This window comes from Nocardioides conyzicola (genome assembly GCF_039543825.1).
GTDB lineage: Bacteria > Actinomycetota > Actinomycetes > Propionibacteriales > Nocardioidaceae > Nocardioides > Nocardioides conyzicola.
On the sequence record NZ_BAABKM010000004.1, the window covers coordinates 380,067 to 395,749 of the forward strand.

A 15,683-nucleotide genomic window follows, 5' to 3' on the forward strand; every position below is an offset into this window, starting at 1 on the left:
ACCGTCAGCCCCCGAGCCGGTGCATCGCCACCGCGGCCAGCACCAGCTCACCGGTGTCGTCGGAGGCGTCGACGTCCACGATCCCGTCGATCACCCAGTCGTGGTGGCCCTCGGGGTCGTGGATGGTCTGCCGCACCTCCCAGGCGCGGCCCGACTCGGTCACGGTCAGCAGCGCCGGGCCGCGGGCGTCGGCGTCGGTCAGCACCCGGTCGTGCTCGGCGTAGTAGTCCTCGAGCGCCGCGTCCCAGGCCGGGCGCGTCATCAGCACCTCGGCGGGCGGGTCGGTGCGGTCGGCGGCCGCCCGCTCCAGCCGCATCAGCCCGTCGAGGTCGTCGCGGGCGACCAGCTCGACGCGGCGCCACATCGCGTTGCGGATCATCACCCGGAAGGCCCGCGCCTGCTTCGAGATCGCCCGCGGTGACGGCGGCGGCTCGTGGTGCGCCACGTCGGTCCGCACGTGCGACGGGTCGGACAGCGCCTCCCACTCGTCGAGCAGGGACGAGTCGGTCTGCCGGACCGTCTCCCCCAGCCACTCGACGAGGTCATCGAGCTCCGGCGTCCGGTGCGCCTCCGGCACCGTCTGCCGCAGCGTCCGGTAGGCATCGGTCAGGTAGCGCAGCACCAGGCCTTCGGACCGGGCGAGCTGGTAGCGGCTCACGAAGTCGGTGAAGCTCATCCCCTGCTCGTAGATCTCGCGCACGATCGACTTGGGCGCCAGCGCGTCCTCGCGCAGCCAGGGGTGCCGCTCGCGGTAGATCTCGTACGTCGCGGTCAGCAGCTCGGCCAGCGGCTGCGGCCAGGTGACCTCCTCGAGCAGCAGCATCCGCTCCTCGTACTCGATGCCGTCGGCCTTCATCTCCGCCACGGCCTCGCCCCGCGCGACGTACTGCTGCTGCGCCAGGATCTGGCGCGGCCCCTCCAGCACCGCCTCGATGACCGAGACGATGTCCAGCGTGTAGTCCTCGGACTCCGGGTCCAGGACGTCGAGCGCCGCGAGCGCGAAGTGCGCGAGCGGCTGGTTGAGCGCGAAGTCCACCGGCAGGTCGACCGTCATCACGTAGCGACGCCCGAACTCGTCCAGCTCGTCCAGGCGCGTGAGCGTCCCCGACCGCACCAGCGACCGGGCCAGCCGCAGCGCGCGCCGGGCCAGCCGCAGCTGCTGACGACGCTCCTCGTGGTTGTCCATGAGCAGCCGGCGCATCACCGGGAAGGCGTCCTCCTCGCGAGCGAGGACGTTGATCAGCATCGCGTTGTCGACCTTCATCCGCGAGACCAGCGGCTCCGGCAGCCCCTCGACGAGCTTGTCGTAGGTCTGCTCGGTCCACACCACCGTGCCCTCCGGCGGCTTCTTGAGCTGGGCCTTGCTGCCCCGCTTGGCCTGCTTCTCGGCGCTCATCGCCGCGTTCTTGGCCGCGGCCTTGGCCTTGGCCTTCTCGTTGGCGATCGTGTGCTCGGGCGCCTGGACCACGACGTACCCCGCGGTGTCGTAGCCCGCGCGGCCGGCGCGGCCGGCGATCTGGAGGAACTCCCGGCTGCGCAGCACCCGCGACCGGTTGCCGTCGTACTTCGCGAGCGCGCTGAAGAGCACGGTGCGGATCGGCACGTTGATCCCGACGCCGAGGGTGTCCGTGCCGCAGATGACCCGCAGCAGACCGGCCTGGGCCAGCTGCTCGACGACCCGGCGGTAGCGCGGCAGCATCCCTGCGTGGTGGACGCCGATCCCCTTGCGCAGCAGCTTGGAGAGGGTCTTGCCGAAGCCGGCGCCGAACCGGAAGCCGGCCAGCCGCTCCGCCAGCTCGTCGCGCTGCGCCCTGTCGGCGGAGGCCCACCCGGCGTTGAGCAGCGACGTCGCGCCGTCGACCGCGTCCTTCTGGGTGAAGTGCACGACGTACACCGGTCCCTGCCCGGTCGTCACCAGCTCCTCGAGCGTCTCGATCAGCGGCGTCAGCTGCCAGGCGAAGTGCAGCGGCACCGGTCGTACGGCGTCGTCGACGACCGTCGTGTCCCGGCCGTTGCGCCGCGTGATGTCCGCGGCCAGCTCCGTCACGTCGCCGAGCGTGGCCGACATCAGCAGGAACTGTGCCTGCGGCAGCTCCAGCAGCGGCACCTGCCAGGCCCAGCCGCGGTCGGGCTCGGCGTAGAAGTGGAACTCGTCCATCACGACGAGCCCGACGTCCGCGCGCTCACCCTCGCGCAGCGCGATGTTGGCGAGCACCTCCGCGGTGCAGCAGATGATCGGGGCGTCCGGGTTGACCGACGCGTCGCCGGTCAGCATCCCGACGTCGTCCGCGCCGAACACCTCGCACAGCGCGAAGAACTTCTCGCTCACCAACGCCTTGATCGGCGCGGTGTAGAACGACACCCGGTCGGAGGCCATCGCCGCCTTGTGCGCCCCGACCGCGACCAGCGACTTCCCCGAGCCCGTAGGCGTGGCGAGGATGACGTTGTCGCCGGCGAGGATCGAGAGGATCGCCTCCTCCTGGTGCGGGTAGAGCTCGAGACCGAGACCCCCGGCGTACGCCGTGATGTCGTCGAGCACCGCATCTGCGTCGTACGCCATCAGTCACGTGCTCTCGGGTGGGCGGTGGCGAAGACCTCGCGGAGGTTGTCGACGGTGACCAGCGTGTAGACCTGCGTGGTGGTCACCGAGGCGTGCCCGAGCAGCTCCTGCACGACGCGGACGTCGGCGCCGCCGTCGATCAGGTGGGTCGCGAACGAGTGTCGCAGGGTGTGCGGCGAGACGTCCTTGGTGATGCCCGCCCGGTCCGCGGCCTTCACCAGGACCGCCCAGGCCGACTGCCGCGAGAGCCGGCCCCCGCGGGCGTTGAGGAAGAGCGCTCCCCCGTTGGTCGCCTTCGTCGTGACCGATGCCAGCTCCGGCCGGCCGCGCACGAGGTAGGCGTCGATCGCCTCCCGGGCGTACGAGCCGACCGGCACGATCCGCTCCTTGCTGCCCTTGCCGCGCAGCAGCACGGTGCCGTCCGTGCCGGAGGCACCCCAGTCGAGGTCGTCGACGTCCAGCCCGACGGCCTCGGAGATGCGCGCACCGGTGCCGTACAGCAGCTCGAGCAGCGCCCGGTCCCGCAGCGCCAGCGTCGTCCCGGGAGCCCCGGCCACCTCCAGGATCGCCTCGACGTCGGCCAGCGGCAGCGCCTTGGGCAGCCGCTTCGCCGGCGTCGGCGGCTTCACGCCGCTGGCCGGGTCCATGGTCGCCAGCCCGTCGGCGACGGCGAACTTGTGGAAGCCCCGCACCGCCACCACGGTCCGCGCGGCCGAGGTGGAGGTCAGCGCCGGGTGCTCGGCGTCGCCCTCGCGCAGGCGCACGAGGAAGTCGATGACGGTCGCCTCGGTGACCTGGTCGAGGTCGTCGACGCCGCGCTCCGCCAGGTAGCCGACGTACCTGCGCAGGTCGCGCCGGTACGACGTCAGGGTGTTGGCCGCGAGCCCGCGCTCGACCGAGAGGTGGTCGAGGTAGGTGCGGACCGCCCGCTGGACGTCACTCAGCGAGTACTCCGTCCAGGCTGACGGCCTCGATGCCCACCGCGGCTCCCACCGGTCCGTTGGTGAGGAGCCCGGCGTGGGTGTTGAGGCCGAGGGCCAGCGAGTGGTCGTCGCGGCACGCCTGCGCCCAGCCCTTGTCGGCCAGCGCGACGGCGTACGGCAGGGTCGCGTTGGTCAGGGCGTACGTCGACGTGTTCGGCACCGCGCCCGGCATGTTGGCCACGCAGTAGAACGTCGAGTTGTGCACCTGGTACGTCGGGTCCGCGTGCGTGGTCGCGTGGGTGTCCTCGAAGCAGCCACCCTGGTCGACCGCGATGTCCACGAGCACCGAGCCCGGCTTCATCTCCGACACCAGCTGGTTGGAGACCAGCTTGGGCGCCGCCGCACCCGGGATCAGCACCGCGCCGATGACCATGTCGGCCTCGCGCACCTGCTGCTCGAGCGCGAGCTTGGACGACGCCAGCCCGTGGACCCGGTTGTTGTAGCGCCAGAAGGACATCCGCAGCTTGTCCAGGTCGGTGTCGAGCAGCGTCACGTCGGCGCCCATGCCGAGCGCGATGTTGGCGGCGTTCTGGCCGGAGACGCCCGCGCCGATGATGACGACCTTCGCGTTGGCGACACCGCCGACCCCGCCCATCAGCACACCGCGGCCGCCCTGCGCCTTGAGCAGCGAGTAGGCGCCCACCTGGGGCGCGAGGCAACCGGCGACCTCCGACATCGGGTAGAGCAGCGGCAGCCCGCCCGAGGGCAGCTGCACGGTCTCGTAGGCGACGCCGGTGACCTTGCGGGCCAGCAGCTCCTCGGTCAGCGGCTTGTCGGCCGCGAGGTGGAGGTAGGTGAAGAGGGTCAGCCCCTCCCGCATCCGGTGGTACTCCTCGGCGACGGGCTCCTTGACCTTGAGCACCATGTCGATGCTGCCGTCGGCGCCCCACGCGGAGTCCGCATCAGGGACGATCGTGGCACCGGCGGCGACGTACTCCTCGTCGGGGATCGACGACCCGACGCCCGCATCCTGCTGGATGAAGACCTCGTGGCCGTGCGCCACCAGCTCGTGCACACCGATCGGGGTGATCGCCACCCGGTACTCGTGGTTCTTGACTTCCTTGGGGACGCCGACCTTCACGTGGAGCTCCTTTGCTACCGGGGACGGGTCGATCCTGCCAGACCGCGTGCGGTGGCCAGCAAGACGGCGATGGCGAGGTGCCCGTCGACCGGTCCACCGGCCAGCACGGCGTCCGCCAGCTCCTGCACGGGCACCCAGCGGACCTCCATCTCGGCCTCCTCGTGCTCCGGCTCGAAGTCGCCCTGACCCACCTCGGTGAGCCCGCGGGCGAGGAAGTAGTGCCCCATCTCCTCGGAGATCCCGGGAGAGGAGTACGCCGAAACGAGGTGCGTCCACTCGGCCGCCTCGAAGCCGGCCTCCTCGACCAGCTCGCGACGCGCCACGCCGAGGGGTTCCTCCCCCGCGATGTCGCACAGTCCGGCCGGGAGCTGGAGCAGCGACCGCTCGACCGGGTGGCGGTACTGCCACAGGCACAGCGCCCGGTCCTGGTCGTCGACGGCCAGGATGATCGCGGCCCCGGGGTGCTCGAGGACCAGCCGGCTGAACGGCGTCTCGTCGCGATGACCGGGCCGCTGCACCTGGTCCTCGCGCAGCCGCATCACCCACCCACCGTCGTACCGGTGCGTGCTGTCGGCGACCGGCCAGGCGTCGGCATCGCCGACGAGCTCGGGCACCCGGCTCAGTCCTCGTCCTCGTCGGCGCGGTGCAGCAGGCTCTCGTCGATCGGGAACCGCAGCTCCTTCTGCCGCTCGATCGCCGCGCCGACCAGCCCCTTGAAGAGCGGGTGCGGGCGGGTCGGGCGGGAGCGCAGCTCGGGGTGCGCCTGGGTCGACACGTAGTAGGGGTGCACCTCGCGCGGCAGCTCGACGAACTCGACGAGGTTGTTGTCCGGCGACGTGCCGGAGAAGACCAGCCCGGCCTCCTCGAGCTGGTCGCGGTAGGCGTTGTTGACCTCGTAGCGGTGCCGGTGGCGCTCCTCGATCAGCTCCTCGCCGTACGCCGCGCGCGCGACCGACCCCTCCTTGAGGACGGCCGGGTAGAGACCGAGGCGCATCGTGCCGCCCAGGTCGCCCGCGCCCTCGACGAAGTGGATCTGCTCCGCCATCGTCGCGATCACCGGCTCCGGGGTGTCCGGGTCGAACTCGGTCGAGCCCGCCTTCTCGAGGCCGAGCACGGAGCGCGAGTACTCGATCACCATGCACTGCAGACCCAGGCAGAGCCCGAGGGTCGGGATCCCGTGGGTGCGGGCGTAGGTCAGCGCGCCGAGCTTGCCCTCGAGGCCGCGGATGCCGAAGCCACCGGGCACGCAGATCGCGTCGACGTCGCTCAGGTTCTTGGCCGCACCTGCCGGCGTCTCGCACTCGTCGGAGGCGATCCAGCGGATGTTGACCTTCGCCTCGTGGGCGAAGCCACCGGCTCGCAGCGCCTCGCCGACGGAGAGGTAGGCGTCGGGCAGGTCGATGTACTTGCCGACCAGCGCCACGGTCACCTCCTCCTTGGGGTGGTGCACCCGGCGGAGCAGGTCGTCCCAGACGGTCCAGTCGACGTCGCGGAAGGGGAGGTCCAGCCGGCGTACGACGTAGGCGTCCAGGCCCTCGCGGTGCAGCACCTTCGGGATGTCGTAGATCGACGGCGCGTCGGCCGCGGTGACGACGGCCTCCTGGTCGACGTCGCACATCAGCGAGATCTTGCGCTTGATGGAGTCCGGCAGCTCGCGGTCGGCGCGGCAGACCACCGCGTCGGGCTGGATGCCGACCTGGCGCAGGGCCGCGACCGAGTGCTGGGTGGGCTTGGTCTTCAGCTCGCCGGACGGGCCGATGTAGGGCACCAGCGAGACGTGCAGGAAGAAGACGTTGTTGCGGCCGATGTCGTGGCGCACCTGGCGCGCGGCCTCGAGGAACGGCAGCGACTCGATGTCGCCGACGGTGCCGCCGACCTCCGTGATCACCACGTCCACGTGCGGCCCGCCCATGGCCAGGACGCGCTCCTTGATCTCGTTCGTGATGTGCGGGATGACCTGCACGGTGTCGCCGAGGTAGTCGCCGCGGCGCTCCTTCGCGATCACGCTCGAGTACACCTGGCCGGTCGTGACGTTCGCGATCTGACCGAGGTCGGTGTCGAGGAACCGCTCGTAGTGGCCGATGTCCAGGTCGGTCTCGGCGCCGTCGTTGGTGACGAACACCTCGCCGTGCTGGAAGGGGTTCATCGTCCCCGGGTCGACGTTCAGGTAGGGGTCGAGCTTCTGCATGGTCACGCGCAGACCGCGTGCCTTCAGAAGACTGCCGAGGCTGGAGGCCGTGAGGCCCTTCCCGAGGGAAGAGGCGACGCCCCCAGTGACGAATACGTGCTTGGTGGGCGTCCCGTTGTTCACGGAACTCGATCCTACGTGAGAGGCACGGCTCCCGCCGAACCCGACGCACCGAAGGACCCGCCCGGATCGGTCAGGGACCGGATCAGGGCGAGCGTCGCGGTCACCTGGCCCAGGGCCGTGTCGACCCCGTCGACGGTCGCGACGGTGTCCGCGTCCGGGTCGGCGCGCAGCGCGACCAGGTCACCGCCGGACACCCCGGACCTCGTGTCCCCGCCGACGACGACGCCCTTCGCCTTGGCGGCGAGGCCCGTCGTGAGTCCCGCCAGGATCGCCGGGTCGGCGTGGTCCCCGAGGATCACCAGGACGACGTCGGCCGGCTTGGCGCCCTTCGACGGGTCCACCAGCTCCGCGCCGGCCAGGCTCTCCCGCACCGTCTCCGCGTCGGCCCCGTCTCCGGTGGCCGCCAGCGCCAGCAGCTTCCCGAGGCGTTCGTACGTCGTCGCGTCCGCGTCGACGGCGTCCTCGAGCGTGGTCATCAGCTGGCTGCCGAGGGTGTCGACGAGCGCCTTCTGTCCGGGGTCGGTGAGCGCCGCCCGGGCGGTGTACGTGCCGACGACCTTGCCGCCGGCAGCGGACACCTCGGCGGACAGTGCCGCGGTCGTGTCGGGGTCGGCACCGGGCATGGTGACGACCGCGACCCCATGGTCGGCGAGCCGGCCGCCGTACAGCGTCGACGCGGAGGCGGCGGCGAACTGGTCGCCGAAGTCGGCCGTGCGCTGCGCCTCCCGCGCGGGTGCGGTGCTGGCCGCGGCCGCCCGGTCGTCACGGCCGAGGTCGCTGAGCGGACCTCCTCCGAGCACGACGCCCACGGCGAGGGCGAGGAAGACGGCGACGAGCGACACGACGTGGTGTCGGTAGGAGATCACGAGAACAGTCCCTGTGCTTGGTCGTAGAGGTCGGCGAGGGCGGAGCCGAGCGAGTCGGCCCACTCCTGCCCGACGGGGGTCACGGACACGGCCGCCGCGAGGGCGGCGAGGCCGGCGAGCATGAGCACGAAGAGGTGCCAGGGCCGGACCCGGCCGGAGTAGAGGTGCGGCACGGCGGCGGCGTCGACCAGCCGCGGCCCCACCTTGAGCCGGGTGAGGAAGGTCCCGGCGACGCCGGGCCGCTGGCTGTCGAGCAGCTCGGCCACGGTGGCGCGCATCCCGACCGCCACGATCACCGTCGGGTCGGCGGCGTCGGCGAGCACCAGGGCGGCGTCGGCGGGCGCTGCGGCGGACTCGAGCAGCACGGGTCGTACGCCGAGCCGCTCCAGCTGCTCGACCGCGGCCGGCGTGCTCCCCCGGTCGGCGCGGACGACGACGTCGCGGGCCGCACGCAGCACGGCCGCGGACGGGAGCTCGTCGTCCGCAGCGTCCACCACGACGACGTCGACGCGCACGCCCGCCGTGCGCAGGCGGTCGGCGGCGGGGCCGACGCCGATGACGACCGGGTGCTGCTCGCTCAAGAAGCGGCGTACGCCGGCGAGCTCGGTGTCGGGGTCGTAGTCGTGGGCGACGACGACCACCGGCCGGCCGGCGATCCGCGCTGCGAGCCGGGGTACGCCCACCCCGTGGAGCAGCAGGTCCTGCTCGCGCCGGAGGAACTCGGTGCTGTTGTGGGTGAGCGCCGCCAGCTGGGTGGCCAGGCCCGAGCGGGCGCGCTCCATCTCCGCCGCGACCGAGTCCCGGTCGAGCGCCCGGCCGCTCGCGACCTCCGCGTCCCCGACGAAGACCGTGCCCTCGTGGACCCGGACCTCGGCACCATCCGAGATGGCCGCCACGCCCGCCGCACCGACGCCGTCGACGATCACGACACCCGCCTCGGCGAGGATGCGCGGGCCGAGGTTGGGATAGCGACCCGAGATGATCGCGACCCCGTCGACGACCGCGACGACCCCGGCATCGACCAGCGCCTGGGCGGTCGCGCGGTCCATGTCAAGGTGCTCGACGACGGCGATGTCGCCCGGGCGCAGCCGGGAGACCAGGCCCCGGGTCCGCCGGTCGACCCGAGCGGTCCCGACCGTTCCGGGAGGTGCTGCGACGACTGGACGTTTCTGGACCGATGACCTCATGACTGGGTCAATCGTGCCAAAACGGATCGGGTGATCCTGGCATCGAGTCAGCCTCGGCGCGCCTCCTGCGCCACCTCGAGGAGCTCGCGCGCGTGCGCCAGCGCAGTGTCGGAGTCGGCCATCCCCGCGAGCATCCGCGACAGCTCCCGCTCCCGCTGGGTGTCGTCGAGGACGGTCAGGCCCGAGCTGGTCACGGAGCCGTCCGAGGCCTTCTCGACCACGACGTGCCGGTCGGCGTACGCCGCGACCTGCGGCAGGTGCGTCACGACGAGCACCTGCGCCGTGCGGGCCAGCTGCGCCAGACGGCGGCCGACCTCGACCGCGGCGGCGCCACCCACGCCGGCGTCGACCTCGTCGAAGACGAACGTCGGCACCGGGCTGGTGCCGGCCAGCGAGACCTCGAGCGCGAGCATCACGCGGGACAGCTCACCGCCGGACGCACCCTTGTTGAGGGCCCGTGGCTCGGCGCCGGTGTTGGCCGCGAGCATCAGCTCGATCTCGTCCGCGCCGGAGGCGGTGAACCGGTCCGCCGGACGCACCTCGACGGTGAGCCGGGCGTGCGGCATCGCGAGCAGCGCGAGCTCGGAGGTGACCTCCAGGCCCAGCCGCTCGGCCAGGGACGTCCGCGCCTTCGTCAACGCCGCGGCGGCCCGCTCACGGTCGCGCCGGAGCACCTCCTGCTCGGCGCGCAGCTCCTCGATCCGCTCGTCGGTGTGGTCGAGGTCGAGCAGCCGCGTCGCGGACCGCTCCGACCAGGCGAGCACCTCGTCGATCGTGTCGCCGTACTTGCGGGTCAGCGCGGTCAGCGCCGCGCGTCGCTCGGACACCGTCGACAGCCGTGCCGGGTCGGTCTCGATCCGAGCGGCGTACGACGCGACGTCGGCGGCCAGGTCGGACAGCAGGTAGGTGAGCTCCGCCAGTCGGTCGGCCAGCTCGCCCGCCTCGGTGTCGTGCTCCCGGACGCCGTCGAGCAGCGACCGGGCGGCGTACGCCGTGGTGAGCGCGTCCGGCTGCCCGTCCTCGCTCGAGAGCGCCTCCCGGGCCTGCTCGGCCGCGGTGCGGAGCGTGTCGGCGAAGCCCAGCCGGGTCTCGTCGGCCGCGAGCGTGGTGTCCTCGCCCGGCTCCGGCGAGACGGCCTCGATCTCGCCCAGCCCGAACCGCAGCAGGTCGGCCTCCTGCGCGCGCTCGCGTGCCGTGGCGACCACCTCCGCGAGCTCGGCCTCCGTGGCCTCCAGGCGGCGGTGCAGGTCGGAGTACGTCGCCAGCAACGAGGCCACCGGCGCTCCACCGAACCGGTCCAACGCCTCCCGCTGCGCGCGTGCCTGCAGCAGCCGGTGCTGGTCGGACTGGCCGTGCACGGCCACCAGCGGCTCCGCGACCTGCGCGAGCGCGGTCACCGGCACCGAGGCACCACCGACGAAGGCGCGCGAGCGCCCCTCGGCCGAGACGTTGCGCGCGAGCACGACCAGGTCGTCCTCGACCTCGCCGCCGACGTCCTCAACCGCCTCCGCGAAGCCGGCCAGCCCGGCCACCCGGACGACCCCCTCGACGCGGGCGGTCTTGGCGCCGGTGCGGACGGCGCCCGTGTCGGCCCGTCCGCCGAGCAGCAGGCCCAGCGCGGTCACGATCATGGTCTTGCCGGCGCCGGTCTCACCGGTGATCACCGTCAGGCCGGGGCCGAGCTCGAGGGTCGACGACTCGATCACCCCGAGCGAGGAGATCCGGATCTCCTCAAGCATCGTCCGTCTCCTGGGCCACCCGGTGCCGCCGCTCCGTGGAGCCGCGCCACCCCTCGACCGGCAGCCCGAACTTCGCCACCAGCCGGTCCGTGAACGGGGCCTCGTGCAGCCGGACCAGCCGCACGGGCACCTCGCCGCGGCGTACCTCGATCCGGGCGCCCGGGGGCAGCTCGACCGTCCGCCGCCCGTCGCACCACAGCACGCCCGCGCCGTCGGTGCGGGCCAGGACCTCGACGGCCATCACGGAGGTCGGGGCGACCACGAGCGGTCGGGCGAAGAGAGCGTGCGCGCTGATCGGCACCAGGAGCAGCGCCTCGACGCCGGGCCACACCACCGGCCCGCCGGCACTGAAGTTGTACGCCGTCGAGCCGGTCGGCGTCGCGCAGACGACACCGTCGCAGCCCCAGCGCGACAGCGGTCGCCCGTCGATCTCGACGACCACCTCGATCATCCGCTCGCGGGCCGCCTTCTCGACGCTGGCCTCGTTGAGGGCGAACGTCCGGGCGATGACCTCGCCGTCGCGGTGCACCGACACGTCGAGCGTGAGCCGGTCCTCCCACGTGTAGCGGCGGTGGACCACCGCGTCGATCGTCGACTCCAGGTCGTCATACTCGGCCTCGGCCAGGAAGCCCACATGGCCCAGGTTGACGCCGAGGACGGGCGTGAGGGTCCCGTGGATCAGCTCCGCAGCACGCAGGATCGTCCCGTCGCCGCCGATGACCAGCACCAGCTCGCACCCGCCGCTGGGGTCGGTCTCCGCCGCGATCTCGACGCCGTCGTTGCCCGGCTCCAGTCCCAGGTCCGCAGCCTCGGACGGGAACAGCCGCACCACGATCCCGTGCGCGGTCAGCGCCTTGGTGAAGGCGCGCGCGACCTCACGGGCCTCGTCGCGTCCGGTGTGCGCGACGAGCAGCACCCGTCGGTCGGCCGGGTCGGTGGACTTCACGGGTCCACCCTCTCACCCGGGACCCCCAGAGGGTCGGCTGCCACCACGAGGCTGTGGATGTCCTCGTCGGACAGCTCGGCCGGGCCCTTGCGCAGCCACAGGAAGAACTCCACGTTGCCCGACGGCCCCGGGAGTGGGCTGGTGGCCACCATCCGCGCTCCCCAGCCGCGACGGGCGGCCGCGTGGGCGACGCCGAGGACCGTCTCGGCACGCTGCTCGGGATCGCGGACCACGCCGCCCTTGCCGAGGCGTTCCTTGCCGATCTCGAACTGCGGCTTCACCATCAGCGCCAGGTCGGCCTCGGGCACGACGACCCCCAGCAGCGCGTCGAGGACCAGCTCGAGCGAGATGAACGACAGGTCCCCCACCACGACCTCGACCGGCCCGCCGACGAGCTCGGTGGTGAGCTCGCGGATGTTGGTGCGGTCGTGCACCACGACCCGCTCGTCCTGCTGCAGCCGCCACGCGAGCTGGCCGTAGCCGACGTCGACCGCCACCACCTCGCTCGCGCCGTGCCGCAGGAGCACGTCGGTGAACCCACCCGTCGACGCTCCCGCGTCCAGGCATCGTCGGCCGGCGACCACGAACCCGTGCGGCTCGAACGCCGCCAGCGCTCCCGCCAGCTTGTGCCCACCCCGGGACACGTAGTCCGGACGGTCGGGGTCGTCGCTGACCACGATGGCCACGTCGGTCGTGACGCCGGTGGCCGCCTTCGCGGCCCGCGCGCCTCCGACCTTGACGCGCCCCTGCGCGATCAGCTCACTGGCGTGGTCGCGCGAGCGCGCCAGCCCGCGCCGTACGAGCTCGGCGTCCAGGCGGAGCCGTCGAGGCGGCACGGTCAGGCGGGTTCGGTCGGCGACTCGGTGTGGTCGAGGGCGCGACGCAGCTCGGTGTGCGCGGCCTCGAAGACGCCGACGTGCTCCTCCAGCGGACGCTCCTCGAGCTCCTCGACGGCCCGGATGACGTCATCGACCGAGTCGACCCCGGTACGCACCCGCTCCGGCTCGGGCAGATCGGTCTCACTCATGCGCCCGAGGCTACCCCGCGGCGGGCGGGGTCGCCGCGCTCAGGTCGACCGGCTCGCCGACCGCGTCCAGGTGCGCCCAAGCGGTCGCCGCGGCCACCCGCCACCAGTCCCCCGGGCTGCCGTCGCCGGTCACCGTCAGGCGGCCGTCGTCGACCCTCCCGCGCCAGCCGCCGAGGTGGTGCTCCTCCGCATCCTGCGCGGGTGCCGGGTGCGGCTCCAGCAGCCCGGCGAGGTCGGGCGCGACGTACGTCGGCCGCACCTCCTCCGGTGCCGCGACGAGCTCCGCGAGACCCGTCACCCCGGTCAGCACCAGCAACGAGTCCAGCCCGATCCGGCGCGCTCCCTCGATGTCGGTGTCCAGCCGGTCGCCGACCATCAACGGTCGCTTGCCACCGACCCGTCGTACCGTCTCGTCGAGCAGGGGCCGCTCCGGCTTGCCCGCCACGATCGGTTCGACCCCGGTGAAGTCGCGCAGCATCGCCACCTGCACCCCGTGCCCGGGCGCGATGCCGAACGCCGTCGGGATCGTCTGGTCCGCGTTGCTCGCCACCCACGGCAACCCGTCGCGGATCCGCACCGCCGCCCGCATGATGGAGCTCCACCGGACCTCGGGCCCGTAGCCGGTGACGATCGCGACCGCGTCGTCCTCGGCACCGACGGGCTCCAGGCCGGCCGCCCTGACCACCTGCTCGAGCCCCGCCGAGCCGAGGCAGACCACCCGGGCGCCCTCGCCGAACCGGTCCACCAGCACGCGGGCCGCGGCCTGGGCCGAGGTCACCACGTCCTCGACCTCGGCGTCGACGCCGAGCTGGTTGAGGTGCTCGGCGACCTCCTCGGGGGGCCGCGCGGCGTTGTTGGTGATGAAGGCCAGCCGCATCCCGGCATCGCGTGCGGCCGCGAGGTGCGCCGCGGCACCCGGGACGGCCTCACCGCTGATGTACACGACCCCGTCCAGGTCGAGCATCGCCAGGTCGTACGCCTGGCACAGCGGCTCCTCAGACGTGCCGAGCACGGCGCCTCCTCCATGTGGTGGGTCAGGCGGCACCCTACGATGCTCCGATGGACTCCGGCGTCGTGGCCACCCCTGCCTTGGTGGCCCGGCCCCTGCGGCTGGAGCCGTTCCGGGCGATGATGCTGGCCCCGAGCAGGATCGGCGCCCAGGCCTCGGCACGATCGTTCGCCCAGCCGTACCGCGACGTCGCCTCCCGCTTCGCGGCCTGGCAACGCTCCGGTCAGCTCAGCCACGACGCGACACCGGCGGTCTACCTGCACGAGTTCACCACCACGGGCATCACGATCCGCGGGCTCGTCGGCGCACTCGACCTCACCCGCCGGGCGGGGTCCCGCGACGAGGTCGCGGTGTTCCCTCACGAGGGGGTGCACCCCGCGCAGGCCGCCGAGCTCGCCGACCGGATGGCCGAGATGGCGCTGAACCCGGCACCGATCCTGCTCACCCACCGCGCACCGGCCGGCCTCCGTGACCGGTTGCGGGAGGCCCGCAGGACCTCGCCCGAGCACCAGTTCACGGACCGCTCCGGCCAGTACCACCGGGTCTGGCCGATCCGCGACGCACCCACGCTCGGGAGCATCGCCGACCACCTCCGTGCGGCGCGTGTCCTGATCGCCGACGGGCACCACCGGTACGCCGCCTACGGACTGCTCCGTACCGATCACCCTGAGCTCGCGCCGGCGTCGGACGCAGGGCTGGCGATGCTGGTCGACCAGGACGACACGCCCCTCTACCTCGGCGCCATCCACCGGGTCCTGCCGGGTCTGACCCTGGGCGACCTCGACGTGCTCGGCGCCACCGTCAGGTCCGTCGCCGGCCCCGAGGAAGCGATCGCGGCACTCGCACCGGACACCGTCGTCACCACCGACGGCCACGACTGGGCGACCATCGCCCTACCCCGCACCGACGACCGGCTCGCGGTCGAGATCCTGCACGACGACGTCCTCCGGGCGCTCCACCGGCCGGAGATCGCGTTCGGGCACGCCCACTCGGTCGACGAGGCCCTGCGGGCGGTCGCCCGACGACGAGGACTGGCGATCCTGATGCCGGCGCCTGATTTCGCGGACGTGCTGCGCGCCGCCGAGAAGGGACGTCTCCTTCCGGAGAAGGCGACCTCCTTCCAGCCGAAGCCGAGTGTCGGAGTCCTCATCCGCTCCCTGCGCGACGAATCAACCGGCCGCGACTGACCTCGACCTCCACCCGCGACGCGGCTCCCCCGCCGGCGCGGAAGAAGCGCCGGCGCATCGCACCGGACACCTCGACCACGTCGTCCGGCTGCCACGACGCCACCGACCGTTGGGCCCGCGCGGTCCAGGCCGCGCACTCGAGGGCGTCCACGGCCGCGCGCCCGGCCGACGCTGGCCGCGGCACCACGACGCGAAACGTCCAGAGCGTGTCGCCACTGGGGAGCTCCCGCTGCTCCGGCTGCTGTGAGACCCGGCCGACCAGGCGGACCTCGTTGATCGCAGCATCGGCCGCGACGGTTCCTTTCTGCTGTGCTGGCATGCACATCACCTCCACCGACGACGATCACGGGCAGCGCCGACAACGCAGCGTCGACCCGCAGCCGCCGGTGGAGAACGCCGTCGCGAGGACGCCTGTGCGCGACAGGTGGCCCGAAATGCGAAACAGGGCCACCCCAGAAGGGGTGGCCCTGTTCGAAAGAATGTCCGGCGGCGTCCTACTCTCCCACAACCTCTCGGTTGCAGTACCATCGGCGCTGAAAGGCTTAACTTCCGGGTTCGGGATGGGACCGGGTGTTTCCCTTTCGCTATGGCCGCCGTAACTCTTGCGGTCGATCCGGGTACGGGTGTGTTGTCACCGTGGTCGGATCGGCCAAGCTCGTTGTTCAGTTGTGTACTGATACGTGTCGGCTGGTGTTCTGGATTGTGGACGCGAACATGTAGTTGTTCGTTTGCGCGTTGTGAGTCTTTGTTGAGGGTTTGTGTGACAAGCCCTCGGCCTATTAGTACC

At 72.4% G+C, this 15,683-nt stretch carries 14 protein-coding genes and 1 rRNA gene; 1 reads left to right on the forward strand and 14 read right to left on the reverse strand.

All coding sequences use genetic code 11. The features are described from left to right. Positions 1–4: 4 nt before the first annotated feature. From ABEA34_RS21625 to ABEA34_RS21680, 12 genes are read right to left on the reverse strand one after another with little or no spacing between them, the layout of a single operon-like run. Complete coding sequence (locus tag ABEA34_RS21625) at positions 5–2,560, reverse strand: DEAD/DEAH box helicase (protein ID WP_345523750.1); 2,556 nt, start codon at positions 2,558–2,560, stop codon at positions 5–7. Continuing rightward, positions 2,560–3,504, reverse strand: a complete 945-nt coding sequence (gene xerD, locus ABEA34_RS21630) for a site-specific tyrosine recombinase XerD (RefSeq protein WP_345523774.1) — start codon at positions 3,502–3,504, stop codon at positions 2,560–2,562. The genes ABEA34_RS21625 and xerD overlap by 1 nt, the downstream gene beginning before the upstream one ends. Further along, complete coding sequence (gene ald, locus ABEA34_RS21635) at positions 3,497–4,624, reverse strand: alanine dehydrogenase (protein ID WP_345523751.1); 1,128 nt, start codon at positions 4,622–4,624, stop codon at positions 3,497–3,499. Before ald ends, xerD begins: the two co-directional genes overlap by 8 nt. Before the next feature lie 14 nt (positions 4,625–4,638). Beyond that, positions 4,639–5,238 (reverse strand): NUDIX domain-containing protein, encoded by a 600-nt coding sequence (locus ABEA34_RS21640; protein WP_345523752.1) that lies wholly within the window; start codon positions 5,236–5,238, stop codon positions 4,639–4,641. Between the two features lie 5 nt (positions 5,239–5,243). Next, positions 5,244–6,935 carry a CTP synthase gene (pyrG, locus tag ABEA34_RS21645; RefSeq protein ID WP_345523753.1) on the reverse strand — a complete coding sequence of 564 codons (1,692 nt, stop codon included), beginning with the start codon at positions 6,933–6,935 and terminating at the stop codon, positions 5,244–5,246. A gap of 11 nt (positions 6,936–6,946) precedes the next feature. Beyond that, positions 6,947–7,801 (reverse strand): copper transporter, encoded by an 855-nt coding sequence (locus tag ABEA34_RS21650; protein ID WP_345523754.1) that lies wholly within the window; start codon positions 7,799–7,801, stop codon positions 6,947–6,949. Continuing rightward, positions 7,798–8,988, reverse strand: a complete 1,191-nt coding sequence (gene steA / locus ABEA34_RS21655; protein ID WP_345523755.1) for a putative cytokinetic ring protein SteA — start codon at positions 8,986–8,988, stop codon at positions 7,798–7,800. Before steA ends, ABEA34_RS21650 begins: the two co-directional genes overlap by 4 nt. Before the next feature lie 47 nt (positions 8,989–9,035). Beyond that, a complete protein-coding gene (gene recN, locus ABEA34_RS21660) occupies positions 9,036–10,727 on the reverse strand; it encodes a DNA repair protein RecN (RefSeq protein WP_345523756.1) in 1,692 nt (563 codons plus the stop codon). Continuing rightward, entirely contained in the window at positions 10,720–11,673 is a 954-nt protein-coding gene (locus tag ABEA34_RS21665) for an NAD kinase (RefSeq protein WP_345523757.1), read from the reverse strand. Before ABEA34_RS21665 ends, recN begins: the two co-directional genes overlap by 8 nt. Further along, positions 11,670–12,509: a TlyA family RNA methyltransferase gene (locus ABEA34_RS21670; protein ID WP_345523758.1), complete on the reverse strand. Its 840-nt coding sequence runs from the start codon at positions 12,507–12,509 to the stop codon at positions 11,670–11,672. The genes ABEA34_RS21665 and ABEA34_RS21670 overlap by 4 nt, the downstream gene beginning before the upstream one ends. Positions 12,510–12,511: 2 nt before the next feature. Then, the gene (locus ABEA34_RS21675) at positions 12,512–12,700 is read right to left on the reverse strand and encodes a hypothetical protein (RefSeq protein ID WP_345523759.1); all 189 of its coding nucleotides are present in this window, start codon (positions 12,698–12,700) and stop codon (positions 12,512–12,514) included. Between the two features lie 10 nt (positions 12,701–12,710). Continuing rightward, the gene (locus tag ABEA34_RS21680; protein ID WP_345523760.1) at positions 12,711–13,712 is read right to left on the reverse strand and encodes an HAD-IIA family hydrolase; all 1,002 of its coding nucleotides are present in this window, start codon (positions 13,710–13,712) and stop codon (positions 12,711–12,713) included. A gap of 47 nt (positions 13,713–13,759) precedes the next feature. On the opposite strand from ABEA34_RS21680, the gene ABEA34_RS21685 reads away from it, so the two are divergent. After that, positions 13,760–14,896 (forward strand): DUF1015 family protein, encoded by a 1,137-nt coding sequence (locus ABEA34_RS21685; RefSeq protein WP_345523761.1) that lies wholly within the window; start codon positions 13,760–13,762, stop codon positions 14,894–14,896. Here the strand turns inward: ABEA34_RS21685 and ABEA34_RS21690 are convergent. After that, positions 14,856–15,215, reverse strand: a complete 360-nt coding sequence (locus ABEA34_RS21690; protein ID WP_345523762.1) for a single-stranded DNA-binding protein — start codon at positions 15,213–15,215, stop codon at positions 14,856–14,858. The genes ABEA34_RS21685 and ABEA34_RS21690 overlap by 41 nt on opposite strands. Before the next feature lie 162 nt (positions 15,216–15,377). Continuing rightward, a 5S ribosomal RNA gene (rrf, locus tag ABEA34_RS21695) occupies positions 15,378–15,494 on the reverse strand. Positions 15,495–15,683: the final 189 nt, after the last annotated feature.

Excerpts from the sequence above, each read along its gene's own strand:
- ABEA34_RS21685 (WP_345523761.1), top strand. The coding sequence starts at position 13,760 with ATGGACTCCGGCGTCGTGGCCACCCCTGCCTTGGTGGCCCGGCCCCTG.
- ABEA34_RS21690 (WP_345523762.1), bottom strand. The coding sequence starts at position 15,215 with ATGCCAGCACAGCAGAAAGGAACCGTCGCGGCCGATGCTGCGATCAAC.
- steA (WP_345523755.1), bottom strand. The coding sequence starts at position 8,988 with ATGAGGTCATCGGTCCAGAAACGTCCAGTCGTCGCAGCACCTCCCGGA.
- recN (WP_345523756.1), bottom strand. The coding sequence starts at position 10,727 with ATGCTTGAGGAGATCCGGATCTCCTCGCTCGGGGTGATCGAGTCGTCG.
- ABEA34_RS21675 (WP_345523759.1), bottom strand. The coding sequence starts at position 12,700 with ATGAGTGAGACCGATCTGCCCGAGCCGGAGCGGGTGCGTACCGGGGTC.
- ABEA34_RS21625 (WP_345523750.1), bottom strand. The coding sequence starts at position 2,560 with ATGGCGTACGACGCAGATGCGGTGCTCGACGACATCACGGCGTACGCC.